26 protein-coding genes and 3 pseudogenes are annotated in these 24,761 nt (G+C 68.8%); 11 read left to right on the top strand and 18 right to left on the bottom strand.

Features of this window, described 5'->3' with window-relative positions:
• Positions 1-121: 121 nt before the first annotated feature.
• The 4 genes and pseudogenes from VG296_RS25890 to VG296_RS25880 all read right to left on the bottom strand — a co-directional run bounded on the left by VG296_RS25890 (position 122) and on the right by VG296_RS25880 (position 1,580).
• Positions 122-448: a DUF1048 domain-containing protein gene (locus VG296_RS25890; protein ID WP_325570085.1), complete on the bottom strand. Its 327-nt coding sequence runs from the start codon at positions 446-448 to the stop codon at positions 122-124.
• A 4-nt stretch (positions 449-452) separates the two neighbouring features.
• Positions 453-806 (bottom strand): annotated as a pseudogene (locus VG296_RS33025) (DUF1048 domain-containing protein); the annotation flags it as partial.
• Entirely contained in the window at positions 803-1,129 is a 327-nt protein-coding gene (locus VG296_RS25885) for a PadR family transcriptional regulator (protein WP_325570083.1), read from the bottom strand. The gene VG296_RS25885 and the pseudogene VG296_RS33025, both read right to left, overlap by 4 nt.
• A 31-nt stretch (positions 1,130-1,160) precedes the next feature.
• A complete protein-coding gene (locus VG296_RS25880) occupies positions 1,161-1,580 on the bottom strand; it encodes an alkaline phosphatase family protein (protein WP_325570081.1) in 420 nt (139 codons plus the stop codon).
• A gap of 225 nt (positions 1,581-1,805) precedes the next feature.
• On the opposite strand from VG296_RS25880, the gene VG296_RS25875 reads away from it, so the two are divergent.
• A complete protein-coding gene (locus VG296_RS25875; protein WP_325570079.1) occupies positions 1,806-3,257 on the top strand; it encodes a DUF2252 domain-containing protein in 1,452 nt (483 codons plus the stop codon).
• 21 nt (positions 3,258-3,278) lie between these two features.
• Here the strand turns inward: VG296_RS25875 and VG296_RS25870 are convergent, their stop codons facing one another.
• The gene (locus VG296_RS25870) at positions 3,279-3,515 is read right to left on the bottom strand and encodes a hypothetical protein (protein WP_325570077.1); all 237 of its coding nucleotides are present in this window, start codon (positions 3,513-3,515) and stop codon (positions 3,279-3,281) included.
• 48 nt (positions 3,516-3,563) lie between these two features.
• On the bottom strand, positions 3,564-4,121 hold the full coding sequence (locus VG296_RS25865; RefSeq protein ID WP_325570075.1) for a GNAT family N-acetyltransferase: 558 nt from the start codon (positions 4,119-4,121) through the stop codon (positions 3,564-3,566).
• 187 nt (positions 4,122-4,308) lie between these two features.
• On the opposite strand from VG296_RS25865, the gene VG296_RS25860 reads away from it, so the two are divergent.
• Positions 4,309-5,388 (top strand): Zn-dependent alcohol dehydrogenase, encoded by a 1,080-nt coding sequence (locus VG296_RS25860; protein WP_325570073.1) that lies wholly within the window; start codon positions 4,309-4,311, stop codon positions 5,386-5,388.
• 16 nt (positions 5,389-5,404) lie between these two features.
• Here the strand turns inward: VG296_RS25860 and VG296_RS25855 are convergent.
• Positions 5,405-6,082: pseudogene (locus tag VG296_RS25855) on the bottom strand (amidohydrolase family protein); the annotation flags it as partial.
• Positions 6,083-6,178: 96 nt separating this feature from the next.
• Here VG296_RS25855 and VG296_RS25850 point away from each other — a divergent pair.
• The 4 genes from VG296_RS25850 (at position 6,179) to rpmJ (ending at position 8,437) form a co-directional block, all read left to right on the top strand.
• On the top strand, positions 6,179-7,105 hold the full coding sequence (locus tag VG296_RS25850) for a LysR family transcriptional regulator (protein ID WP_325570069.1): 927 nt from the start codon (positions 6,179-6,181) through the stop codon (positions 7,103-7,105).
• 63 nt (positions 7,106-7,168) lie between these two features.
• Complete coding sequence (locus VG296_RS25845; RefSeq protein ID WP_325570067.1) at positions 7,169-7,999, top strand: YoaK family protein; 831 nt, start codon at positions 7,169-7,171, stop codon at positions 7,997-7,999.
• Between the two features lie 47 nt (positions 8,000-8,046).
• Positions 8,047-8,268, top strand: a complete 222-nt coding sequence (gene infA, locus VG296_RS25840) for a translation initiation factor IF-1 (RefSeq protein ID WP_325570065.1) — start codon at positions 8,047-8,049, stop codon at positions 8,266-8,268.
• 52 nt (positions 8,269-8,320) lie between these two features.
• Complete coding sequence (gene rpmJ / locus VG296_RS25835) at positions 8,321-8,437, top strand: 50S ribosomal protein L36 (RefSeq protein WP_325570063.1); 117 nt, start codon at positions 8,321-8,323, stop codon at positions 8,435-8,437.
• A gap of 59 nt (positions 8,438-8,496) precedes the next feature.
• Here rpmJ and VG296_RS25830 read toward each other — a convergent pair whose 3' ends face one another.
• A complete protein-coding gene (locus VG296_RS25830) occupies positions 8,497-9,381 on the bottom strand; it encodes a hypothetical protein (protein WP_325570061.1) in 885 nt (294 codons plus the stop codon).
• 499 nt (positions 9,382-9,880) lie between these two features.
• Here VG296_RS25830 and VG296_RS25825 point away from each other — a divergent pair, with 499 nt between their 5' ends.
• Positions 9,881-10,963 (top strand): hypothetical protein, encoded by a 1,083-nt coding sequence (locus tag VG296_RS25825; protein WP_325570059.1) that lies wholly within the window; start codon positions 9,881-9,883, stop codon positions 10,961-10,963.
• A 163-nt stretch (positions 10,964-11,126) separates the two neighbouring features.
• Positions 11,127-11,609 carry an AfsR/SARP family transcriptional regulator gene (locus tag VG296_RS25820; protein ID WP_325570057.1) on the top strand — a complete coding sequence of 161 codons (483 nt, stop codon included), beginning with the start codon at positions 11,127-11,129 and terminating at the stop codon, positions 11,607-11,609.
• On the opposite strand, the gene VG296_RS25815 is transcribed toward VG296_RS25820, so the two are convergent.
• The 7 genes from VG296_RS25815 to VG296_RS25785 form a co-directional block, all read right to left on the bottom strand.
• Positions 11,606-12,874, bottom strand: a complete 1,269-nt coding sequence (locus VG296_RS25815; protein ID WP_325570055.1) for an RNA polymerase sigma factor — start codon at positions 12,872-12,874, stop codon at positions 11,606-11,608. The two genes, VG296_RS25820 and VG296_RS25815, sit on opposite strands and share 4 nt — an antisense overlap.
• Entirely contained in the window at positions 12,871-13,209 is a 339-nt protein-coding gene (locus tag VG296_RS25810; protein WP_325570053.1) for a YciI family protein, read from the bottom strand. The genes VG296_RS25815 and VG296_RS25810 overlap by 4 nt, the downstream gene beginning before the upstream one ends.
• Positions 13,210-13,411: 202 nt before the next feature.
• The gene (locus VG296_RS25805; RefSeq protein ID WP_325570051.1) at positions 13,412-14,509 is read right to left on the bottom strand and encodes a class I SAM-dependent methyltransferase; all 1,098 of its coding nucleotides are present in this window, start codon (positions 14,507-14,509) and stop codon (positions 13,412-13,414) included.
• Positions 14,510-14,700: 191 nt separating this feature from the next.
• Positions 14,701-15,096: a DUF3592 domain-containing protein gene (locus VG296_RS25800; protein ID WP_325570046.1), complete on the bottom strand. Its 396-nt coding sequence runs from the start codon at positions 15,094-15,096 to the stop codon at positions 14,701-14,703.
• Positions 15,097-15,126: 30 nt separating this feature from the next.
• Entirely contained in the window at positions 15,127-16,107 is a 981-nt protein-coding gene (locus tag VG296_RS25795; protein WP_325570044.1) for a hypothetical protein, read from the bottom strand.
• Between the two features lie 157 nt (positions 16,108-16,264).
• A complete protein-coding gene (locus tag VG296_RS25790; RefSeq protein ID WP_325570042.1) occupies positions 16,265-16,993 on the bottom strand; it encodes a Rieske (2Fe-2S) protein in 729 nt (242 codons plus the stop codon).
• The gene (locus tag VG296_RS25785) at positions 16,990-17,565 is read right to left on the bottom strand and encodes a sigma-70 family RNA polymerase sigma factor (protein WP_325570040.1); all 576 of its coding nucleotides are present in this window, start codon (positions 17,563-17,565) and stop codon (positions 16,990-16,992) included. The genes VG296_RS25790 and VG296_RS25785 overlap by 4 nt, the downstream gene beginning before the upstream one ends.
• A 246-nt stretch (positions 17,566-17,811) precedes the next feature.
• On the opposite strand from VG296_RS25785, the gene VG296_RS25780 reads away from it, so the two are divergent.
• Genes VG296_RS25780 through VG296_RS25770 form a run of 3 tightly spaced genes read left to right on the top strand, consistent with a single transcriptional unit; the run spans position 17,812 to position 19,738 of the window.
• A complete protein-coding gene (locus VG296_RS25780) occupies positions 17,812-18,351 on the top strand; it encodes a cupredoxin family copper-binding protein (RefSeq protein ID WP_325570038.1) in 540 nt (179 codons plus the stop codon).
• 8 nt (positions 18,352-18,359) lie between these two features.
• Positions 18,360-19,277: a metallophosphoesterase family protein gene (locus VG296_RS25775; protein WP_325570036.1), complete on the top strand. Its 918-nt coding sequence runs from the start codon at positions 18,360-18,362 to the stop codon at positions 19,275-19,277.
• Positions 19,274-19,738, top strand: a complete 465-nt coding sequence (locus tag VG296_RS25770; RefSeq protein ID WP_325570034.1) for a hypothetical protein — start codon at positions 19,274-19,276, stop codon at positions 19,736-19,738. The genes VG296_RS25775 and VG296_RS25770 overlap by 4 nt, the downstream gene beginning before the upstream one ends.
• 48 nt (positions 19,739-19,786) lie before the next feature.
• Here the strand turns inward: VG296_RS25770 and VG296_RS25765 are convergent, their stop codons facing one another.
• The 3 genes and pseudogenes from VG296_RS25765 to VG296_RS25755 form a co-directional block, all read right to left on the bottom strand.
• A complete protein-coding gene (locus tag VG296_RS25765) occupies positions 19,787-20,659 on the bottom strand; it encodes a tetratricopeptide repeat protein (RefSeq protein WP_325570032.1) in 873 nt (290 codons plus the stop codon).
• Positions 20,660-20,990: 331 nt separating this feature from the next.
• Entirely contained in the window at positions 20,991-23,261 is a 2,271-nt protein-coding gene (locus tag VG296_RS25760) for an NEW3 domain-containing protein (RefSeq protein WP_325570030.1), read from the bottom strand.
• A gap of 33 nt (positions 23,262-23,294) precedes the next feature.
• Positions 23,295-24,761 (bottom strand): annotated as a pseudogene (locus VG296_RS25755) (alpha-mannosidase); the annotation flags it as partial.

Below are 24,761 nucleotides of genomic sequence, written 5' to 3'. Positions count from 1 at the left end.
TCCTCCAATAGGCGACGGTCGGCGAAATGGAGTCAGTTGAAACCCACTGGATTTGCAACGCAAAGTTGTCATCGCGCACAACGACAGCCGCCGCCGCGGCGATCAGACTGGGGTGCGGGTGCTACTTCTCGGCCGCGCCGGGCTCCCCGTTGACAGACTCTTGATACACGTCCGCATAGGTGCGCGAGTCCTTGACCAGCTCGTCGCAGAAGGCGGCGACGTCGTTGCCGATGAGCTGCAAGACCCCCTTGCCGGACGCGACGCCCTCCTCGAAGAAGTCGACGATCCCGGGCAGCAGGCGCCCGTCGGTCAGGCTGGTCGGCCCGACCTTGAACAGGTACCTCTGCATCTCCCTGTAGACGATCTGGTAGTCCGCCGGGAGCAGCTTGACCCGAGCCATATGCGCCCGCCACTGCTTCTTGCCCTCGATGATGTCCTGGATGCCCACGCCAGCCTCCTAGCCGGCTCAATTTCCTCGCGACGTTCCTGTTCAACTGCTCGCGCCACCGGTCGCGATACGTCCGGGCCCCGTCTCCGCCGACCAGCGCAGCGCAGAAGCCCGGGATGTCGTCGCCGAGCACCTCGCGGATGCCCTGCCCGTCCGCCGATGCCTCTTCGAGCAGCCCGAGGGCGGCGTCGAAGATCGGCATCAGGTTGCGGCCGGTGAGGCCCGCGTAGGGAAAGAGGCTGCCCTTGACCTGTTCCCATGCCGCCCGGTAGTCAGCCGGCAACGCCTCCGCCCGGACTTCGAACGCCTTCCATTCCCTGGTGAGATCGCTGCCTGTGATGGTCTCCCAGAAGTTCATCTCCCGCCCTCCTTGAGCCTGTCGATGCGTGTTGAGACGTACTGCCATTTGGCCCAGAACCTCGCGAGCTCCGCGCGCCCGGCGTCGTTGAGCGCGTAGAACTTGCGCGGCGGACCCACCTCGGACGGCCGTTTCGCCACCTGGACGAGCCCGTTCCGCTCCAGTCGCAGCAAGATGGTGTACACCGTCCCCTCGATGACGTCGGCGAAGCCGAGCTCGTTCAGCCGGCGCGTGATGGCGTACCCGTAGGTCTCCTCGCCGCCGATGATCTCGAGCACGCAGCCCTCGAGCGTGCCCTTCAGCATCTCCGTCAGGTCGTCCATCGCGGCCCCTTCGATCCGTCGGTACTCCGTACTACCGAGTACCACTATACGGTACCACCGAGTAGATGGCGAAGCCGGAAAGCGGCGAGCGCGGACCAGCGCCATCGCCGGCCCGCGCTCGCTGATCGGTCAGGTTCAGCCCGTGATGCCGGCCCGGGGTGGTCGTCGGCTGCTGGAAGACCGACGCCCCGCCGGGCAGCGTGACGGTGGACCGGTCGCTGAAGCCGCGGACGCCCTTCAGGGTGCCGAAGTAGTGGTCGAAGCTGCGGTTCTCCTGCATCAGGATCACCACGTGCTTCACGTCGCGAATGTCCCCGTGCCGGACGGACTTCGGCGAATCCGCGGAGCTCTCGGCCTGGGCCGAGGCGGCCGGAAGCACCACACCCGCCGCCATGGCTCCGGTGACCGCGGCGGAAGCACCGAGCAGGCCTCTGCGAGAAAGTTCAGGCATTTCCAAGACCTCCAGTAAGCGCACACAAGGGGAGGTGCGCACGGAGACCGAAGCCAAGGCGGCTACCCGTTGATCCGAAGAAATCGAACTCAACTGCGCCCGAACGATGGAACCGGTCCGAAGCGCGGCGTACCGGGAATTCCCCTAGAATGGGGCGAAAACGCCCGTTTCCCGCCGTTGCCCGCAGGGGTCGGTGTGCCCGGGGGGCGTTGGAGGTGCATGCGCATGCTCGAGCCCAGGAAGGGCGTCGTCACCGGACGTCCGTATCTGACCCCCGAAGAACGCGTGCGGCGCGGACGGTCCGCCCGGCGACTGGCACCCCGATCGAGCCACGGCGAGTGGGAGCCGGCCGCGGACCGCCGGCCGCCGGTGGGCCGGTTGGCGGCGCAGTCCGCGAACTCGGTGCCGGAGCTCGTCCCCATCCGCTACGGCAGGATGGTCGAGTCCCCGTTCCGCTTCTACCGCGGGGCCGCCTCGATCATGGCCGCCGACCTGGCCCCGACCCCCAGGACCGGGATGCGGGCGCAGTTGTGCGGAGACGCGCACATGCTCAACTTCCGCCTCCTGGGCTCGCCGGAGCGGCGGCTGGTCTTCGACATCAACGACTTCGACGAGACGCTGCGCGGCCCCTGGGAATGGGACGTCAAACGACTGGCCGCCAGCCTCGCCGTCGCGGGGCGGGAGAACGGGTTCGACGACCACCAGCGTGCGACCGTGGTGCGGGCCATGGTCCGCGGCTACCGCGAAGCCATGCGCGCGTTCGCCGGGATGACCAACCTCGACGTCTGGTACGCACACGGCGACACCGAGCGCATCCGCGAGCTCTACATGGACCAGCTCGACGCGCAACGTCGCAAGAACTTCCGGCGCATGTTGGCGAAGGCCAAGGGCCGCGACAGCCTCCAGGCGGCCGAGAAGCTGACCACCGTGGTCGACGGGCATCCGCGCATCGCCGCCGATCCGCCCCTCGTCGTGCCGATCGCCGACCTGCTCCCGGACCTGGAGCGCGCGCAGGTCGAAGACTGGATCCGGGACCTGATCCGACGCTACAGCCGCAGCCTGCGCTCCGACCTGCGCATGCTGCTCGACCAGTACCGCGTCGTCGACATGGCCCGGAAGGTCGTCGGCGTCGGCAGCGTCGGAACGCGGTGCTGGATCGTGCTGCTGGCCGGCGCGGACGAGCTGGACCCGCTGTTCCTCCAGATCAAGGAGGCGAACCGCTCCGTGCTGGCGGAACACGCCGGCGAGAGCCCGTACGCGCACCAGGGCCACCGCGTCGTGGCCGGACAGCGCTTGATGCAGGCCGTCGGCGACATCCTGCTGGGCTGGAAGCGGGCCGAGGACGCCCACGGCGGGTCGCACGACTTCTACGTCAGGCAGCTGCGCGATTGGAAGGGCATCGCGGACTCCAGGGCCATGGTGCCGCATTCGATGCGCATCTTCGCAGAGCTCTGCGGTACTACGCTGGCCCGCGCCCACGCGCGCTCCTCCGACCGGATCGCCATCGCCTCCTACCTCGGAAAGAGCGACGTCTTCGATCGCGCACTCGCCCGTTTCGCCGAGACCTACGCCGACCAGAACGAGAAGGACCACCAAGCGCTCGTCGAAGCGCTCGCCGAGCGCGGCGGGGACCTCTCCGCGGCCTCTAGGGCGGACTCGTGGACCGACCGGGATTGATCCGGTCGGTCCAGCTACCTGTCAAGCCTCTTCAACTTCCGGTTCGGCACGGTGGTAGTAGACCGTCGCGCGAGGGAACATATCGCCGTCGTCGCCCATCTCCTGGACGAAGACGGTGTCCTGGATCTCGATGTTCCCGCACTCTTCGACGGTGTCCGCGAGTCGCCGCAAGAAGCGGGGCACGTCCCCGCGGCCCGGGCCCTCCGGGTTGGCCAGGGAGAAGTGGTACGCGCTCCACTGGTCGGATTGCTGGTTCACTGTCGGGTCTCTTTCTCGGCCGGAACAGCAGGAGCCGGGCCACCAGGATTAGTTGATCTTCCTGTGCCATCTGATCTCGCCGTCGTGGAGTTCGGCGGTGGGGGTGAGCCCGGCCGCGGTGGCCACGGCGGCCGACGCGCGGTGGTCCGGGTGGATGTGTGCGATGACGGCGTGGATCGACTGCCCGGTGAGCCAGTCGACCAGGGCGGTGGTGGCCTCGGTGGCGATGCCGCGGCGTTGCCACGCGGCGCCGATCACGTAGGCGATCTCGGCGCGCCGACCGTCGGCGTCGGGGTCGGGGTCGGGGTCGGCGTCGGGGTCGGGGTCGGGGTCGGGGCTGATGGTCGCCTGGACGGTGCCGGTGAGCTGGTGGTTCTCGCGAAACCGGATGACCCAGTTGCACCAGGATTCGGCCGGATCGCTCGGGCCGGCAAGCATGCGGCTGTACTGGGATCGAAGCTGCGGCGCGCTGGCGGGTGCTCCCCCGATGAAGTCATGCAACCGCGGGTCGTCCAGCACGAGGGCCATCGGCTCGGCGTGCTCGATCCGCAGCGGCTCGAGCACCAACCGCACGGTTTCGATGGTCTCGGCCTGTATGCGGGTCATGCCGCCATGATCCCAGTGCGCCGGGCCGGGGGAATCCCCCGTTCGACGGCGCGGGCCCGTCCACGCGGGTGACCACGCTGGGGATGGGGTGGCTCACGGTTGGCGGTGGTGCCGACCACGCGTACGCGGGTAGGGTGCCCGGCAGGCGGCTGACTACCGGCCGGTAACAACTCGGTGGAGGTGCCCGATGCGTGCGGCGTTGGTTCGAGTGGCCGGTCAAGAGCGGGTGGAGGTCCTGAACGGTTTCGGCACCCGTCCGCTCGGGCCCGGTGACGTGCGGGTGCGGGTCAGGGCGAGCGGGGTGTGCCACTCCGACCTTTCCGCGATGACCGGAGTCCTGCCCAACCGCAAACCCTTCGTCCTCGGACACGAGGGAGCCGGGGATGTTGTCGAGGTCGGCGCCGAGGTTGTTTCGGTGCGCGAAGGCGACCACGTCATCGTGTGCTGGGTGCCACCGTGCGGGCACTGCGACTTCTGCCTGCGCGGCGAGGCCAACCTGTGCACCGAGGTATTCGTGCCCACCGCGCAGAACCCGAACTTCGTCATTGACGGCGAGCCGGTATACGGAATGTGCGGCACCGGCACGCTTGCCGACGAGGTCGTGCTGCCGTGGCAGTGCGCCATCCCAGTACCAGCCGACGTCCCCTACGAGGCGGCCGCGCTGATCGGCTGCGGCGTGACCACCGGCGTCGGCGCGGTACTCAACACCGCCGGCGTGCTGCCCGGCTCCACGGTCGCGGTGATCGGCTGCGGAGGCGTCGGGGTCGCCGCGATCCAAGGCGCGCGCATCGCCGGCGCCGCCGAAATCCTCGCGATCGACCCGAGCCAGGACAAACGCGACCTCGTCCCCCGGTTCGGCGCCACCCACGCCGTCGCACCCGACGAAGCGAAGGCGGCGATGAAGGAACTGACCGGCAGGACCGGCTTCGACTACGTCTTCGAATGCGTCGGCCGGTCCGCGCTCGTACGCCAGGCCTACGACCTGACCCGACGCGGCGGAAGCGTCATCGTCGTCGGCGCCGGCTCACGCGATGACACCGTCTCGTTCGGCATGAACGAACTCTTCTACGACAACAAGCGCATCCTGCCCTCCATGTACGGCGGCGCAGACGTACGCCTGGAATACCAACGCCTGATCCGACTCTGGCGCGCCGGCCGACTCGACCTCGAATCCATGATCACCGCACGACTCCCACTCGAACGACTCGACGAGGCGCTCGAACTACTGCGCGCCGGCACCGCGATCCGCACCGTCATCGAACTCTGAGCAACGACCACCAGTGGTCGAGCACGTGCCCCTTGGCCAGCGTCGAATGGAGGATCGCGGCGCCGGGCGCGGCCAACAGCAGTCCGGCCGGCTCGCCGGCGTGATCGCGCACGATCTGGCCGCCGGCCGGATCAGGGCTCCGCCGGGTGAACCCGACCGCCTTCAGCGCGGCCCGGTTCAGCAGCGCCGACTGGTAGAGATGCAGCACGAAGACGGGAGTGTCGGGCGCGGCGGCGTTGAGTCCCCGGATGGTCGGCAGGCGCCGCTCGGCGAACTGCTCCGAGGTCCAGCCGCTGACCACGCGCACCCACTGACCCGGCGGCGTCCGCTCGGCCTGCTCCTTGAGCATCCGCAGCGCGATCGCCAGCGAGGGTACGCCGTCCCAGCGCAGTTCGAGCAGGTAGTTTCCGCCGCCGCGGATCACGTGGGTGTGCGAGTCGTTCAGCCCGGGGATCACCCGGCGCCCGAGCGCGTCCACGATCCGGGTGCCCGGGCCGACGTGCTCGGCGACGTCGGCTTCGTCGCCGACCGCCGTGAACACGCCGTCCCGGATCGCGACGGCGGCGGCCGAGGGCAGGGCCGGATCGCCGGTGTGGATCCGGGCGTTGCGCACGACCAGATCCGCCGGGGCCGCGGCGCCGGCCAACGGCCGGATCCCGCCCACCGGCACGGTCGACGTCGAGAGGCTGTCCATGAGTCCTCTTTCGTGTGAGGTGATGCCTCAGACGCTGAGAACCGCTGGAGTAAGCTGTCCAACACCTTAATCAGTTTTCAGTGATAAGTTTAGCTTATGGAGATACGGCACCTGCGCTACTTCGTGTCCGTGGCCGAGAACATGAGCTTCACGAAGGCCGCGGCCCAGCACTACGTGGCCCAGTCCGCGCTGAGCCAGCAGATCTCCCGCCTCGAGTCGGAGCTCGGCAGCGCGCTGTTCTATCGCAGCACCCGCGCGGTCACCCTCACCGAGGCGGGGGAGGTGCTGCTGCCGCTGGCCCAACGCATCATCGCGGACGCCGAGAACGCGAAGATGGAGATGGAGGCGCTGACCGGGCTGCGCCGCGGAACCCTGCGGCTCGGGCTCATCCAGGCACCGGCCACCTCCATCGACATGCTGGGCGTGATGGGGGAATTCCACGACCGCTATCCCGGCATCAGGTTCCAGGTCACCGAGGGCACCACCACCGAGATGGTCGAGGCCGTGGCCGGGGGCGGACTCGACGTCGCCCTGGTCGGCTTGGCGGCCGCCGAGGCGCCGCCCGGCGTGCGGTGCGTCGAACTCGGGTCCGAGCCGCTCGTCGCGATCGTGTCGGCCAAGCACCCGCTCGCCGGCCGCCGCCGGATCGCGCTCACCGAACTGGCCGAGGACGAGCAGTTCATCCACTTCCGCGACGGGTCGGGCCTGCGACGGCGGGTGGAGGACGCCTTCGCCAGGGCCGGGCTGAATCCAGCCGTGACCTTCGAGATGGGCCTGATCACCGACATGGTCGAACTCGCCGCCCGGAACGTCGGCGTCACCGTCGTCCCGAGCACCGCGTTGACCAGGGCCGGCGAGATCAACGGCGTCCGCTTCGCCGCGATCGCGCTGAACGACGACCAGGCGCGCCATCCGGTCAGCATCGTCTACAACCCCGCGCGCCTGTCCTCGGCCGCCGAGGCCTTCACCTCGGAGTTCGCCCGCCGCGCCAACGGATCGGCCCAGCTTATAACTGACAGCTGATCAACATGTTAGACGAATCTCTGTTCCTCCCCAAGGCTGAGGGCGAGGAACGGAGAAACCGTGATGAGCAGCACCCGAACCGACCGCGCTGCCACGCGCACCGCGGGTCCCACTCTCACCGGCCACCTGGGCGACGCCTGGCACACCGTCGCGCCGCGCCACGACGACCCGCACGGCCCGCTTCCCGGACTTCTGGTGCCGATCACCGTGGTGACCGGCCTCGTCGACGCGTTCAGCTACCTGGAACTCGGCCGCGTCTTCGTCGCGAACATGACCGGCAACGTCGTGTTCCTGTCCTTCGCGCTCGGCGGCACCGCGGGATTCCTCTGGTGGGCATCGCTGCTGGCCGTCTTCGCGTTCCTGGCCGCTGCGCTGCTCGGCGGACGGATCACCCACAGCGCCGGCGGACACCGCGGCCGCCACCTGCTGATAGCCGCGGCCGCCCAGAGCGCGATCACATTCGCCGCGTTCCTCGTCGCGGTCAGCCGTCCTCTCCCCTACGACGACCGCGCGCTGAGCACGTTGATCATTCTGCTCGGCATCGCCATGGGCCTGCAGAACGCCACAGCCCGCGCCCTGGCCGTCCCGGACCTGACCACCACCGTGCTGACCCTCACCCTCACCGGCATCCCCGCCGACAGTTCGCCCGCCGGCGGCACCGGCAGCCGGATCGGCCGTAGGCTGGTAGCGGTCGCCTGCATGTTCCTCGGCGCGGTCACCGGCGCCCTGCTCGTCCACGCCGGCGACGGCCCGGAGGCGCTTCTCCTCGCGACCGGACTACTCTTGACCAGCACGGTCATCGCCGCCACGACCACCCGCACACGGCAGGCTGGACGAAAAGGCGCTGATCAGCCGTGCGATCGGCACCGGCATGCGCAGGGGCGAAGGAAATAAGTGGGCCGGCCTCGGCGTTACACGGGCCGTCAACTGAGAGGACGGATATGAGCAAAAAAGAAGGCGCCATCGAGATCGAGGGCAGGGTCGTCGAGCCCCTGCCCAACGCGATGTTCCGCGTTGAACTGCAGAACGGACACAAGGTCCTCGCGCACATCAGCGGAAAGGTGCGAAAGAACTACATTCGCATCCTGCCGGAGGATCGCGTCGTCGTCGAGCTCAGCCCGTACGACCTGACGCGCGGGCGGATCGTGTACCGGTACAAGTGATCAGCGGTGTCGTACTCGTAGGGGGAACGACGACAGCTGGAAGGGAAGCCGAATGAAAGTCAAGCCGAGCGTGAAGGCGATTTGCGACCACTGCAAGGTGGTTCGCCGCGACGGCCGGGTGATGGTGCTCTGCGACAGCAATCCCCGCCACCGGCAGCGCCAGGGCTGATCCAGGCAAACCCCCGAATCGGCCCGTGCGCCTCTGCGCGCGCGCGGGCCGCCCGGTGATCATGACGTGTGACGCATGATGAGGACGAAGCGGCCTGCGCCGCAGGTGCCGAGCTTCGCTTGGGAACCAGCGTGCCGGTCAGTGGGACGGCTCCGGCAGCATCGCGGCGATGGACCATACGTGGTTCCCCCGCCGTCCACTCCCACGGCCAGCATCGTGCCGTCGAGTGACACGGCGACGGAGTCGTTGCCGTTGTCGGAGGTCCACGCCTGCTGGTGGGCGCCCGGTGCGGGGTTGCACAGCTGCACATCCTCGTTCGGGTCGACTGCGACTACAACGTGGCTTCCCGGCACGAAAGCCGCCGCAGTGATCGACAAGGCTAAGCCGCCGACCGTGGCCATCGAGGCGAAGGCGGCGGAATCGAAGAACTTCACCGTGTCGCCGTACGCGACGGCGAAGAGCCGACCGTCCGAGCTATAGGACACCGCCCTCACTGAGGCGGGCTGTACGGCACTCTCGACAGCGACGCGCGAGGAAACCTTCCAGACGCGCACCGAGTTGTCATCCGCGCCGCCGGTCACGAGCGTGGCCCCGTCCGGCGCGAAGGCCAGACCGCCGACCGACCCGGCATGGCCCTTGAGCTTTCCCTCCACCTCCCACGTGGACGTGTTCCACAGCCTGATCAGCCCATTCTGATCCCTGACGGCAAGCAGTCTCCCGTCCGCACTGAACCGCAGGCACGTGTAGAACTGCGTCGGATCGACCGCGGACCCCACCCGATCCATCGCCTCGAGCAGCTTGCCGGTGCGCGCGTTCCACACGTACACCGCGTCCGCCGCAGCCGCCAGCAGCGTTCCCCGCGGATGCACGGCGAGCGCGCCGATCCCGACCTGGGCGTCATTCAGCTGCAGACCGGTCTTCCAGTTCGCTGTGCCGAGCAGCACGGTTCGCCGGGAGACGCGCCCGCTGCCAGCACCGGGATGACTTCCTCGCCTAGATCGTGATCTGACGCTGTGCCAAGCGATCGTACGCTGAGTCGCCCTCGCGGATTTCAAAAACCGAGCGGTCGAGTGACGTCGCGTTTCGTGTTTCCGCCATGTCGTGAATCAGACGTTCACTATAGTCGCACGTCCACGGCTTATGGCAGGAGCCTGTTTCCGGCAATGCGTTGACCCGTGTATGGACCGCTGCTAGCTTCCCTCACGAGCGATGCAATGACTTCAGTCGAATGCTGAGTCTTCACCATAGTGCGCCGAACATCTGCCCACTTTATTTGGCGTGCCGGAACGCTTTATCCACGCAACCCAATCGCACGTATCAACACTCTGGGTGCCGCTGACCGCGCCACGGTGATCCCGTGCGCCCGGCCATCAGACCCTGTGCACTTGGCGCCCGGCCCGACACTCGGGTCCGGCGCCGACTCCTGACTCGAGAGGAACGCACATGAGCATTTTCACGGCCTCAGGCAAGCGACGACGCGTCCTGCACGCCGGCATCGCCGCCGCTTTCGGCGTCGCGCTGGTGGCGACCGTCCCGGCGATGTCGACGGCCTCGGCGGCCGCCCCTACCCACAACACGCTCAGGCCCGGTGTCATGCCGTTGGTCGGCCACGCGGCCCCCGCGGCGACCGGCGCCAAGACGCTGTCCTACGGCGGCGGCATCGACGGAATCGGCGTGATGGACGGCAAGCCGAAGGTCTACCTCGTGTTCTACGGAACCCAGTGGGGCACCCAGGGCACCGACTCCAAGGGGAACCTGACCTTCAGCAAGGACGCGAAGGGCGGCGCTCCGGTCGCGCAGATGCTCTTCAAGGGCATCGGCACCGGCAGCGAGAAGTGGTCGGGCACGATGACGCAGTACTGCGACGGTTCCGGTGTGGCCACCGGCGCGACCTCGTGCGCGTCGACCGCGGCCCACGTCCCGTACCCGACGGGCGGCGTGCTGGCCGGCGTCTGGTACGACAACGCCGCCGCCGAGCCGCAGACCGCGTCCGGCCACCAGCTCGGCGTCCAGGCCGTCGCCGCCGCGAAGCACTTCGGCAACCTCACGGCCGCCGCCAACCGCGACTCGTACTACGTGATCCTCTCGCCCCACGGCACGAACCCCGACAGCTACCAGGGCTCGTACTGTGCGTGGCACGACTACAACCGTGACAGCAGCCTGACCGGCGGCGCGGTCAGCTCCCCGTACGGCGACATCGCCTTCTCCAACCAGCCGTACAACATGGACTCCGGTTCCGGCTGCGGCGTCGGCTTCCTCAACAGCCCCGGTACCCTCGACGGCTGGACGATGACCCTCGGCCACGAGTACTCGGAGACCATAACCGACCAGAACCCGGCCGGCGGCTGGACGAACAACACCGGCAGCTCGTACAGCGGCCAGGAGAACGCCGACGAGTGCGCCTGGCTCAAGGGCGTGACCGGCGGCGCCGGAAACGTGAAGATGGGCAACGGCACCTACACCCTGCAGGGCAGCTGGTCCAACCTGAACAACCACTGCGAGCTGTACCACGCGACAGTGAGCTGACACACGAGCAAACCGCGTCGCCCGGTCGGGTTCGTCCGACCGGGCGACGCTGCATCAACACCCCCGTAGCAGCCGAAGAGAAAGCGATCACGTCGCTCGTCGCAGTGCCCCGCTAAGGTGGGAACCGTCTGCCAGAGATGTCGGACTCGCGAAGGGGCACGTGGTGCGGTTCGGATTGCTCGGGGATTTGCGGATCGTCGACGACGCGGGTTCCGAGAGGACCGTTCCCGCCGCCAAGCAGCGGATCCTGCTCGCCGCCCTGCTTCTTGATGCCAATCGGACGGTCTCTCGCGATGCGCTGATCGATGCTCTGTGGGACTCGACGCCTCCGCCGAATGCCGGTGCCGCATTGCGCACCTATCTCGCACGGCTGCGTCACGCGCTCGGAGACACGCAAGGCAGGATCATCGCGAAGCCTTCCGGCTTCCTTCTCGAACTGCGCGAGGCGACAGAACTCGACGTAACCGAAGTCGAGCACTACTCCGGCACGGCAGCGGCGGCCGCGCGCGACTCTCGATGGGACCGGGCTTCGCAAGCACTGCGCGCGGCCGAAGGTCTCTGGCGCGGAACACCGCCGGCCGAACGCGAGCGCATCGCCCGCGGCCTGTGCTGTCCAGGCCCTCACGAATTCCCGCCGGAGTTCTAGAGATCGGCGACGCGGGCGGCGAGGAACTCGCGCTCGACCTCGTTCTCGGTGAACAGCAGGGCCTCCTCGTAGGCGGCGCGGGCCTCGGCGCGGCGGCCGAGGCGGGCGAGCATGTCGCCGCGTGCCGCGCCGACGTAGCCGTAGGAGGCGAGCTGCGGTTCCAGCACGAGGTCGTCGAGCGCGGCCAGGCCGGCCTCGGCACCTTCGGCGAAGCTCACCGCGACCGCGCGGTTCAGCGCGGCGATCGGGGACGGGCGGTAGCGCAGCAGGACATCGTAGAGGCCGACGATCTCGCGCCAGTCGGTCTCCTCCCACGACGGCGCCTCGTCGTGGATGGCGGCGATCGCCGCCATCAGCGCGAAGCGGGTCGGCGGACGGCGGCGCAGGGCCTCGCGGACGAGGGCTCGGCCCTGGGCGATGGCTTCGCGGTCCCAAAGCTCGCGGTCCTGGTCTTTGAGCAGCACCAGCCGGCCCTCGGCGTCGACCCGGGTCGCGCGGCGGGCGTCGGTGAGCAGGATGTGGGCCAGCAGGCCGGCGACCCCGGCGTCTCCGGGGAGCAGAGACCTGAGCATGCGGGCCAGACCCAGGGCGCGGTCGACGAGGTCGGCGCGGACCAGGTCGGCGCCGCTCGGAGCGGTGTGGCCGGTGGTGAAGACCAGGTCGACGACGGTCAGAACCGCTTCCACGCGTTGCGGCAAATCCTCGGAATCGGGGACACGGTAGGGGATGCCCGCGCCGGCGATCTTCTTCTTGGCGCGGGTGATGCGCGCCGCCATCGTCGGCTCGCTGACCAGGAACGCGCGGGCGACCTCGGCCGTGGTGAGGCCGCATAGCAGCCGAAGAGTGAGAGCGACCTGCGCTTCGAGTGCGAGGGCCGGGTGGCAGCAGGTGAAGATCAGGCGGAGCCGCTCGTCGGGGATGTCGTGCTCGGGTTCGGGAACGTCGTCGACGAGCAGAGGAAGGCGGCTGCGGAGCGTGGCTTCGCGCCGGAGAAGGTCGACGGCGCGGTTGCGGGCCGCGGTGGTCAGCCAGGCCGCGGGGCGTTCGGGAACGCCGGACTCGACCCACGCGATGAGGGCTTTGGCGTAGGCGTCCTGAACGCACTCCTCGGCGAGATCGAGGTCGCGGGTGACGCGCGCCGTCGCGGCGAGGACGAAGCCCCACTCGCGGCGGTGCGCGTCCGCCACGGCTTCGGCGACGCCGGCCGCCAACCGATCGGGGGCGCCGTCCGCCTGCGGCCCGGCGCCCCGCGAGTCGGACGTCACTGCTGGTCGAACACCATGAGCGGACGTACTTCGACCCCGCCGAACTCGGCCGGGACCTGCTTGGCGATGGCCAGCGCGGCGTCCAGGTCGGCCGCCTCGATCAGGTAGTAGCCGCCGAGCGCCTCCTTCGTCTCGGCGAACGCGCCGTCGGTCACCACACCGCCCCGGATGCTGGTCGCGGTGGACGTGGGCTGCAGCGCCTCGCCGCCGACGAGGGCGTCCTTGTTGTCCGCGCCGAACTTGTTGTGCGCGTCCATGACCCGCTTGAACAGGGCGGCGTCGCCGGTGGCGTAGGGGGCCTCGTCCTCATAGATGAGTACCAGGTACTTGGACATTTCCATACTCCGATCTGTGGGCGGAGGCTCCCGGTGAGCCCCTTCTACTCCTCCGACGAACGGCGGCGAGCCCGGATCGACAACCGCTCCAGATACTTTTCTACGCCAGCGGCACCATGGAGCGCATCAGGCCACGCGGGTCCGCCCGACCTGCGTACCGCCGGAGGAGTAGCCCGCCTTCGTGCAGGGGCGGCAGCGCCGATCATTCCTCGTAGCGGGCGAGGAGGCGGTACGCGTTCGACAGGCCGGCGCGGCCGGCTACGCGGGCGATGAGGCGATCGGCGGCGGTGGCTATCAGCATGAACGGAGCCGCGGCGAGGAACATCGCGGTGCGCAAGACCCTCGCCACCCGGCCCGGGGGTCTGCCCGGTAGCCAGGGTGCGTCCTCGCGCGGTGCGATCGCGTCCATCGCCAGAAAGCAGGCGGCGAGCAGGTCGACGGGATCGTGCGGCTCGCCGTGCTGTTCGGCGACGACGGTGAAACCCAGCTCGCTCAGCAGGGCGCGCAGGTTGGCCACCGGCATCAGATTCAGGTGCTGCGGTTGGAGCCAGGGAAGCCACCAGCGTCCCAGCACTCCGGCGTAGCGGCTCTGCGGGTCGGGGACCTCGATCAGCAGCAGCCCACCGGGGCGCAGCGCCTGGCGAGCCGCGTCGAGCTCCCGGCGCGGCTCGGTGCTGTGCTCCAAGTAGTGGAACATGCTGACGACGTCGTACTGTCCGGCAAGCACGGGGGCCAGCTCTGGGAACAGGCCGCGGAACCCGCGGTCCAGGCGGCCCTCGCGCTCGGCGAGTTCCGCGCCCTCGCTCTGGTCCAGTCCGTCGAACCGGGTGGCGGGGAGCAGTTCACGCGCGGTGGCGCAGAAGTGACCGTGTCCCGTGCCCACATCCAGCCAGTTCTCCGGAGTGACGCCGAGCGCGACGACGGGCTGCGCGCGGCCGCGATAAGCGCGGGCGCGGCCGCGGAACGTCGCTGCCGCGCGCTCTTCGCCCAGGCCGTCGTAGAAGTCGCGGTAGTAGAACTCCAGGCCCGCGTCGGATAGGCGCGGGTTCTGAAAGACGTGGCCGCAGCCCCGGCATTGGTCCAACGTGAACCGGCCGGGCTTGTGCTGGATAAGGTCGGCAGTGCGCAGGCGCGACTTCAGCGAGGTCGCCCCGCACCACGGGCAGTCGGTGCGCCGCGGCTCGAAGAACCGATCGGTGCCCTGGGCGAGATCAGCCCGATACGCGGACCGCAGAGCCTCGATACGCTGTGCGCGCGACGCCTTGCCGCTGACTGCGGGCTCTGCACTTTTCGTGGTCACCGGAATATCGCCCTACGTTCTTGCCTCAGGTTCGGATCTGTCGATGACTTTGTGGGTGCTGAGACCCGCACAGTCTGACCTGGCCTGAGGCAGGATAGCGACTGAGCGGTCGCGAATCCAGAGGTCGAGTTCGAGCATTACGAAGACTTTCCCAACCTGTTCAGGGCGCTGATGCCGCATCCAAAAGGGGCTCAGCGGTGGTGTTTATGGCCGCGCTCAGCTTCTGCGTCGATCTCGCCCTGCGCCCTGCGGACCCGCTCGTCCTCGTAGCGCTTCAGTGTCGCCTTCGCATCGGCGATCTGCTTTGCATGCGCGGCTTCCAGCGCGGGGAAGTCGATGACCGCCTTGGAGTGGTCATCCGGGTCATAACGGACCGGTACCTTGTCACCGACACGGAGGCTGCCGACCTTCGACCGCTCAGTCCACCGATGGACGATCTGCGTCTCGGTCCCGTCCCCAAACTTGACCTGAACGTGAATCGAATAGTCGAGTTCGCCCCCGAATTGGTCGTGAGCGATCTCTTTGTGGCTCGTTACCACGCCCTGGATTGCGGTGCCATGCTTAAGCAGATGATGTTTGTCGAACATTCTAAGTATCCTCACTCCTCTTGGGCGATCTCAGTCCCCTGCGGCCATGTTGGGGTTGGCGGGTCCGCCGATGACAGTCCATGAGCTGCCGCTGCCCGAGTAGATCTCCACGTCCGTGGAGGCGCCGTCGCCGGCGCTGTTGTCGAGGGTGGCGCCGTACAGGCTCGTGCCGCTCTCCACCATCGGGTACAAGCCGTCGCCGTAATAGTCGATTTCGGCGATCGGAGACCAGCTGTTCGGGGTGCCGTTGTATTTGAGGTACTCGTCACCGGTGGTGGTGACATCGTCGAGGTACACGCCGTCATTACCTGCGATGAGACTACCCAGGTGGTGGGTGCTCCCGGCGGTCAGGATCGGGGTCCACGCGGTGCCTCCGGTCCACTTGTCGACGACGGTGACGCCCGCGGCGGTGGCCGGGTTGATCCGGTAGACGGCGCTGGAGCCGACCGCGATGTCATTCAGCGTGGCGAAGCCCTCCGGTCCGCCGATGTCGGTCCAGCTGTTCGGGGTTCCGTTGTAGCGCCGGATATCGCCGTTGGAGCCGGGTGCCGTGTCGACGAGCCCGTAGGGGCCTGCGTAGATGTTCGCAGCGGGTCCTCCGATCACGGACCAGCCCTGTCCGGGACCGTTCCACTCCGCCACGTAGCCGTCGTTCGGTCCGAGCCCGTAGAGGTGCCCGCCGCCTTCGGCGAACTGCGCGCCGGGACCGCCGATCTCGGTCCAACCGCCCGGAGTGCCGTTGTACTCGAAGACGTCGCCGGTCGTCGGGTTGGTGGCGAACACGCCCGCCGAACCGGCGTAGATCTCGCTCGCCGGGCCGCCGATGATGGTCCACCCCTGAGACAGGCCCATCCACTCGGCCACGTAGTCGCCGGTCGGGCCGATCGCGAAGACCGTCTGGTCCGTCCACGGGATGGCGACCCGTGCGCTCGCGCCCGCGGCGGTGAGCGCGGGGAACACGACCGCGGTCACGAAGGCCGCGGCGACGGCGGCCGATCTCTTGTAGAACACGTTGCCCCCACAGTCAGCGGTGCATGGCAGTGCAGTACTCGTACTCGTACTCGAAGACATCGACGATGAATCGGTGGGCGCGCGATCGCCCACGCCGATGCTCCAGCATGCCACGGGGCACTGTCGTGAGTATGAACTACTCACTAATGCGTGGAGGTTACGCGCTGGGCCGGGGAGGCTGGCTGCCGACCGGAGCGTAGATCTGGATTGTGCCGTCGAGTTCGCGCACGGGCAGCCGCGGCAGCGCGGGCAGCGGTTCGCCGGACTGGCGCGGACGGGTCAGGTTCGCGCCGGCGAAGTCGAACGTCGCGCCGTGGCACGGGCAGGCGAGTACGCGGTGTGCGCTGTCCAGATCGAGTCGGCAGCCCTGATGGGTGCAGCTGCCCGAGACGGCCTGGACGCGCCCGCCGGTGCGTCTGACGAAGCCGGCCACCGCGCCCAGGTCGAAGGCGACGACGGCGCCCTCGGGCACCTCGGCGGTACGCGCGATCGGCTGCCAGGTGCCGACGGCCGGGATGAGCTCTCCGGGCGGCGCGGGCTGCTGCGCCTGCGGGCCCTCGGTTCGGGCGAAGAGCTGATCCCCGGCCGCGCCGGTCAGAGCGCCGGTGGCGGTGAGCGCGCCCGCGGCGAGCAGCCGACGACGCCGCGGGGCGCGCCACGCCGGCTCCGGTGCGGGCGCGGCCGCCTGCGCCTGCTCGCTTTCACGCAACTCGCGGCGCAGCCGGTCGACGAACGCGGGACCGGGGTCCGCGGCGTCCGGCCCGGCGGCCACCAGATCGATGGCGGTGCGCACGAGTGCCAGGTCCTCCTCGGTGGCCGCGAAGGGCTTGGGGCGGCGCCGGCCGAGCAGCCGGTCCACATAACGGTCCACTGCGTGCCGCCTCATGGCGCTTCCCCTTCCTTCTCAGCCTTCTGCTCCATGCCGGCGGCCGCGCGCAACGCGCGGTGCTGCAGTACCTTCGCGTTCGCGATCGTGACGCCGAGCTCGGTCGCGGCCTGCCGGATGGTGTACCCGCGCAAGAATCTCAGAACGAGAATCTGCCGGTGCCGCTCCGGAAGCCCCGCCAGGATCCGCTGGGCTCGCGCGCCGGCCGCCGCGTTGTCGGACGCCGCGGCGCCGGGCGCCTGGTCGAACAGATCCGTGGCCTCGGGGTCGATCTCGGTGACCTGGTGGCCCAACGTGCGCCGCCAATGCTCGGCGAGCACGGTACGCGCCGTCGCCGTCAGGTACGCGCGCACCTTTGCCGCCTCGGCACCCGCGCGCAACGGGCCGAGCGCGGCCATGAACACCTGCGAGGTCAGATCTTCGGCGTCCGGACGGTTGCCGACCTTCGCGAACATCAGGCGGTAGATGCGCCCCACGTTGTCGGCATAGATCGCCTCCCAGTCGGGATACGCCGCCGAAGGCAGTGCCGAGGGACGGGCCGCCGGCACTACGGCCTCAGCCCGCCACGCCATGCCGGGACCGACCCGTCTGAGCGTTCCGAACTTCCGGCGACCGGCCACGGCTCATGGTAGAGCCCGGCGTGCACCCGATCCGTTCCCTCGGCATCGAAAGACCCTCCGTCGATTCTCCTCGCCTAGAGATACGGGCGGGGGTTACAGCCGCGCGCCGGGACGGTGTAACCCACGCCCGTAACCCATTGCGAACGAGATCTTCGCTCTTCACCTGCGCCCGTCCAGGGCCGATCAGAAAGCTGAACCGTGAAAAAGTCCTTCCCCATACGCCGGGTCGGCGCGGCGGCCGCGCTGCTCGCGGCGGCCGGGCTGGCCCTCGCCGCCTGCTCCAGCCCCGCGCAGAGCACCACGTCGGCCACGGCCACCGGCCTCACGCCGGGCTCCGGCGAGCCGAGCCTCGCCGGCATGCCCGGCGCCACCGGCACCGGCGCGGCACAGCCGCTCACAGCGCAGTCCGCGGGCGGATCGATGCCGTCGATGACGATGCCGATGAGCGGCGCCGCGCAGACGTCGGCCGGGGCAGCGGTGGCCACCGACAACGTCTCCATCGAGAACTTCGCCTTCACGCCCGCCTCCGTCACGGTGAAGGCCGGCACCACGGTGACCTGGACCAATCAAGACACTGACGCGCACACCGTCACCAGCCAGAACAACGCGGGACCGCTGAACTCGCAGCCGCTCAACACCGGCCAGAGCTACTCGCACACCTTCACCCAGCCGGGCACCTACAGCTACCTGTGCACCATCCACCCGTTCATGACCGCCACCGTGACGGTGACCCGATGACCGCTCCCATGACACGACGTCAGCTCGCACGGCACGCCGGCTGGTTCGGCGCCGCCGTGGTGCTGAGCGTCACCGGCGGCGAGGTCGTCAGCCACGTCGCCGACACGCGCGACACCGCCTCCGCGGCAGGCACCGGCGACCCGAACACCCTGCGCTTCGTGCAGATCTCCGACAGCCACATCGGCTTCACCGGGCCCGCCAACACGGACGTCACCGGCTCCTTCGCCCGGGCCGTCGACCAGGTGAACACTCTGGGTTTCCGGCCGGACTTCGTCATGCACACCGGCGATCTGACCCACCTGTCCACCCCGGCGCAGTTCGACCAGGTCAAGCAGATGATGAGCGGGCTCGACACGGACCGGGTCTTCACCGTCCCCGGCGAGCACGACTCCGTGGAGGACCACGGCCGCGCCTACCGGCAGACCTTCGCGCGCGGCGCCGAAGGCGACGGCTGGTACAGCTTCGACACACACGGCGTGCACTTCATCGCACTCGTCAACACACTGAGCCTGGAGAAGCTCGGCCACCTCGGCACCGACCAGATCGACTTCGTACGCCGCGACGTAGCCGGGCTGCCCTCCGACACCCCGATCGTCGTGTTCAGCCACATCCCGCTGTTCGCCATGTACCCGCAATGGGGCTGGGCCACGGACGACGCGCTGCAGGTGCTCAACCTGCTCAAGCGATTCGCCTCGGTCACCGCGCTCAACGGGCACGTCCACCAGCTGTTCACCCGGGTCGAAGGCAACGTCACCTTCCACTCGGCCACGACGACCGCGTACCCGCTGCCCAAGCCCGGCCAAGCCCCCGCGCCAACCCCGCAGGTACTCCCGGCCCGGCAACTGCGCACCGCCCTCGGCATCCGCACCGTCGAATACCGACAGGCCACCACCCCGCTGGCGATCACCGACAAGGAGCTGACATGACCGACGCCCCCGTCCTTGCCTCCCTGCGCACGGCTCGGCTGACCAGAGCGCGCCCCACGCTGGCATCGAGACTCTTCACTTCCGCGGCCGGGGCCACGCTCGCCGCCAGCGGCGCCGTCCACGCCCAGCTCTACCTCGATGGCTACCGTTACCTGCACGCCGTCGGCGTACTGTTCCTGCTCCAAGCAGCGGCCTCCTTCGGCCTCGGCGCACTGCTGCTGGCGGCAGCGCTCCTCCCGCCGCCCGCGCTGATCCAACTCACCGCAGCCGGCACGGCCCTCGGCGCGCTGGCCGGCTTCGCCGCCTCACGCACCATAGGCGTCTTCGGATTCGTCGAACACGGGCTACAACCCGCACCGCAAGCGCTCATCGGCATCGTCGCCGAATGCGCGACCGTGGCCGCGCTTCTCGCCGCCGGATACCTCGCCGCGCGGCATGGACAGGCACGCACGTCCCGCTGAGCTGACGATCTCACCGAATGTGCGGCACGCCGACATCGCCGACGCGGCTCAGGCCGTCTCGCGGAAGTTCGCGGCCTCGTCGGAACGACGGGCGAGTTCCTTGCGCACCATTCGGGCTTCCGCGTCGTCCAGGTCGGCGATGTTCTCGAGTGCTTGGCGAGTGACGGTGACGGCGTCTGCGGGTCGGCCCCACCAGAGGTAAACCATGGCGAGCTCGCTGTGTCGCATGGCCAGCATGGTCGGGCGGCAACCGGCCCGCGGCAATGCCTTGATGTTTCGCTCCAGCAGGGGAATGCCTCCGGGCAGTTCGGCGTCGAGGTAGGCCCAGGCCAGGAGGTGGCGGGCGTCAATGCTCTCCGCGGCGTCCGGTCCGTGCTCCCGTTCGCATCTGACTGCGGCGCTGCGGAAGAGCTCGAAGGCGTCATCGATCCGCCCGGCAGACCAGTAGGCGTCGAACAGCTTGTACCGGCTGCGGATGGTCCGGCGAGCGGCGTCACCGTGCTGGGCCTCGTCGGCGGCGAGCCGCTCTTCCCGCTTCGGAATCGCCTTCATCGGCTTGCCCTGCGCAACATAGGCGTCCTTGAGCCGGGCGAGTAGATACCTGACCCGCGGATGATCGGCGCCCAGTCGAGGGCTGCGGCATTTCAGCGCGTCCGTCAGCGCGGGCAATGCGCGGTCTGGCCGGTCCTCGAGGAGGTACAGCACGCCGAGCCACTCCAGGCCGCTGACCAGATCCTCCGGCGTGTCGAGCAGCCGGAGTCCGTCCTGGCGGGCTCGCCACACGGCGTGTTCGAGGACCCGGATGCTCTTGCCCCTCGCTCCGGCGTTGAGCGCAGTCCGTACCAGGGCCGACGCTGCTGGAGGCAGCGGATAGTCGGGCATCGGCTCCTCCTCGTCCAGAATCGCATCGACCGGCACCACTTCTTACTCTTATACCGTGTGAGGAGCAGGCGACACGCTACGCCCTCACCCCCGACCGTCCGGTCCGCGCCCTTCTCGATCAGCAAGCCGTCATCCGAGACCTCGAGCGGCTGGAGAACGAGCAGCAGGCCGATGGCGGCTGGGCCGTTGATTTCGACAGCTACTCCGAAGCGGCAATACTCGAATGGCGCGGGTACACCACCGTCTCGGCCATCGCGATCCTCGGTGCCAACGGCCGATAGCAGGGTGTTGCGCGACGACGCTGGTCCACCGGTAACCTCGGCCGAGGAAACCGGTGGACCAGTGGTGACAACGCGACCGGGCCGAAGGATCAGCCTCCCGAGGAAGCGGTGAAGTCGTTGAAGTCGACCTCACCGGTCACGTCGGCGCTGTGCGAGGTCATGGCCACGCCGACGTCCTGGGTGGCCGCGGCGGACGGGACCGACGCGGTGCCGACCAGGTTCCAGTGCACGTCATCGGTCGAGTAGTAACCGGTGTACGTCGCCCCGGATCTGACGAGCTTCAACCAACTCGGCCACACCGACGTCTGGTTGCCGCCGTCCTGCGAGTCCAGTTGCCCGTCGCCGTTCGCGTCCCAGTCCAGGATGTAGCCGTTGCCCGGCGTTTCGGCCAGCAGCACGTATCCCGGCGACGTGTTCGCACCGGTCACATCGTTGCGCATGATGATGCCCGCCTTCGCCCATGGCGCGGTGTTCTGCTGCGAGGACACCTCGACGGTGGCCACGGTGCCATCCGAGGCGGCCTTGGGCAGATAGATCGTGCTGTACTCGTTGGTGCTGCCCCAGATGTCCGCACCCTGGCCGGCGATACCCAGTTCGCTGCCGGACTGCGCGAACAGGCCGGTGGTCGAACTGTAGCTGGAGTACGGCGCCTGGAGTTGGCTGTGGACGGTCAGCGGATGGCTCTCCGTCGCGCTCGTCGTGCCGCCGAGCAACTGGGTGTAGCTGTCCGTCGTGGTGAAGACCGCGGACGAGAACAGTTGCGTGGGCGGTGAGTCGACCGTGAAGGTGGTGTGCACCGTCTGTCCACCCGGGATCGCCCCGAAGTGGGTCACCGACGTCGCCTTCGCCGAGTACCCGGACGGCGCGGTCAGTCCCATGTTGACGTTCAGGACCGGCGCGGTGCCGTAGTTGGTGAAGGTCTCGGTCGCGGTGAACGGTTGGTTGGCGACCTGACCGTTGGCCAGCCCGCTGATGCCGAACGATGTGGCCGACGGCGCGAACACCGGCAACCGGGACGGTGTCACCCGGTACAGCGTCACTCCGTGGGGCGGCACGGTCGCGCCGATGCCGCCACCGGACTGGAGGGTGGCGTTCGACCACAGATCCGTCAGCCTGTACTGGCGACTGCTGGGAAGGCCCAGCGCGGCGGCCGTGGTCGACACGGCCGCAGGCGCGTCGCCGGTGTTGAACAGCCCGACGACGGCGTCGCCGTTGGCCTCCTTCTTTGCGAACACCTGCGTCGTGCCGTTGTTCTCGATGCGCTTGGCGTCGATCGCGTCCTGATCGACGGCGAGCACATTCGTGTTCTTCAGCAGGCTCAGGTCGGTCGGATCGAGGTTGGTCAGGTCGGTGCCGAGAATCAGCGGTGACGAGGCCAGCGCCCACAGACTGAACTGTGTCTTGCGTTCGTCGAGCGTCAGCCCGTCATTGGCGCCGTTGCCGATCTCGAGCGAGTCGTAGTCGTTGAACGCACCCGGCCCGCCGTACGGTGCCCACGCCGCGACCTGGTCGAACCGGGTGGCCACGCTGCCGTAGTTGGTGAGCGGGTAGCTGGCGTTGTTGGGCCCGCAGTAGCACTCGATGTCGCCGCCGGTGCGCCAGCCGTTGGAGTACTTCGCCCAGGTCGATGCGTCCGCGATGTCGAGGCTGTTGGACAGTTCGAGGTGGATCGGGCGATCGGTGGCCTGCAGTGCCTGCGACCACGACTGCACGTCCCCGATGTCCTGCGACCCGACACCGTCGATCTTGAGGTAGTCGACGCCCCAGGACGCGAACTGCTTGGCCCAGGAGTCGATGAACGCCTGCGCGCCGGGCTTGCTGTAGTCGATGCCGACCATGCCGCCACAGTTGTAGTTGTTCTCGCTGACGTTGGGCAGTGCGATGTCGTCGGCGTGGTACGGGGTGCCTTCGATCGGCGTGTTCTGCGCGACGGCCTGCGCGGAGATGCCCGGGGTGACGTAGATGCCGAACTTCAGGCCGTCGGCGTGCACGTGATCGGCGACGGCCTGGATTCCGTTCTCCGAGCCGGAGCCCGGGAACCGCGTCGAGTCGATCACCCAGCGGCCGTACTGGTCGACGGCGGGACCCTGGCTGCCAGGGCACTGATACCAGAAGTCGTCCAGATTCACGTACTGATAACCGAGTTTCGCCAGCCCGCTGCCGACCATCGCGTCGGCCTGCGCGTCGACGACCGCGGCGGTCGGGTTCTTACGGGCGAAGCTCCAGCTGCTCCAACCGAGTGCCGGCTTCGCGCCGACTCCGTTGGCCTCGGCGTTCGCCGTCCCGGCGGACGAAACGGCGACGCCGAACACGGGTAGCAGCGCGAGCGTCATGACAAGCGCACCGAATTTTCGCTTCACGAGTCCTCCTTGACCTGAAACAAAATCTCCTTGTTACCGGACCAGCAACGTCCGGATCTCCCACGGGGCGAGGGTGAGGTCGAGCCCGCCCGCGGCCGGCGTCGTGGCGAGTGGTCGGCCCAGCAGGTCGACCGTGACGGCTTCGCTGAACGGGCCGGTGACGCGGACCGCCGAACCCGTGTCGCTCATGGCGACCAACCGCACCTCGGTGCCGGGGCCGCAATCGTCGTCGGTGGCCCGTCGGACGCATGAAACGAGCACGTCCGCGCCGTCGACCCGCAGCCCGGACACGTCCGCGGGCAGTTCGCCACCGGCCGCGCCGCCCCGGACGACGAGTGCCTCGTTGCGGAAGTCCTCGGCCAGGGTGACCGCGTTCGAACCCTGCCACCCGGTCGCCGAGGGCATGATCGCGAACCGGTTCTCGATGCGCACGCCGAGATCCTGCGCTCCCGGTGCGGGGATCTCGGTCGCCGCGGGCTCGTCCCGGAACGGATGGATGTTGACGCTGATCGAGCCGACCGCGCGCAGCAGGGTGATGGCGAGTTCCGAGCCTTCGTCGACGAGTTCGTACTCGGTGGCGTGGTCGACCAGGACGACGGCGGGACCGGCCGACACGAAGGTGCTCGCGGGGAACGTCGGGATCGGATATTCACCCCAGCCGCCCTCGGCGGTCAGCCCTCGCTCCGTGACGGCGAACTGCCCGGCCGACGCGGAGCGCATGACCGGCTCGGGCAACGGCATGTGCCAGCGCAGCCGGTGGTCGGCGGACCGGTTGAGGAACGATGTACGGAGGCGCACGAACGGCTCACCCGCACGGACCTCCACCAGCGTCTCCACCGAGGTCGGCACGGTCTGGGCACCGCGCACGTCACGGTCATCGGACAGCGCGGCGGGCCAGTCGTAGTAGCGGGTGACCCGGATCAGGGACCGCAGCGGACCGTCCTCCACGACGTCGACGCCGACCTCCGTCGGCTCCGACACCAGCACGTCCTGAGCCGGCGGCGCGTAGTTGTAGCTGTCGCCGCGGTCGCCGCCGTCGACGATACGGCCGACGCCACGCAGCGTGGTCCCGTCCACCCCGGTCACGTCCAGGGTGCCGTCGGCGGCGATCGCGACGTCGACCAGCCCGTTGGACAGCGCGCGGGCCGTCGCCGTCGCAGGTGCGAACGTGTCCGTCCACGCGGCGGGCTGCTCACTCGGCCGGACTCGGAAACTCGCCAGTCCGGAGGCGGGAACGGGCACGGGCACCAACGCCGTCGCGCGGGCCGTCTCCAGCGTCAGCACCGTCCACTCCCCCGGCTGTCGTGCCGCGGCTTCGGCCACCTCCCGGCGCAGGATCATCAAGTCGAACGGTCCGCTGGTGGGCACCTCGGCGAGATGGAAGACGAGCGATCCCGGAGTCAGCTCGTAGCGATCGATAAGCCGGCCGAAGAGTTCACGGCGGTGAATCCGGCGTAGCACGCGTTCCAGTTGCGAGGCGTCCATGCGCTCGTCGCTGAG

This window comes from Actinospica sp. (assembly GCF_035552695.1).
Classification (GTDB): Bacteria; Actinomycetota; Actinomycetes; order Streptomycetales; family Catenulisporaceae; genus Actinospica.
Note: the sequence above shows the minus strand (reverse complement) of the source record. Positions and strands in the feature narration are given on the sequence as shown.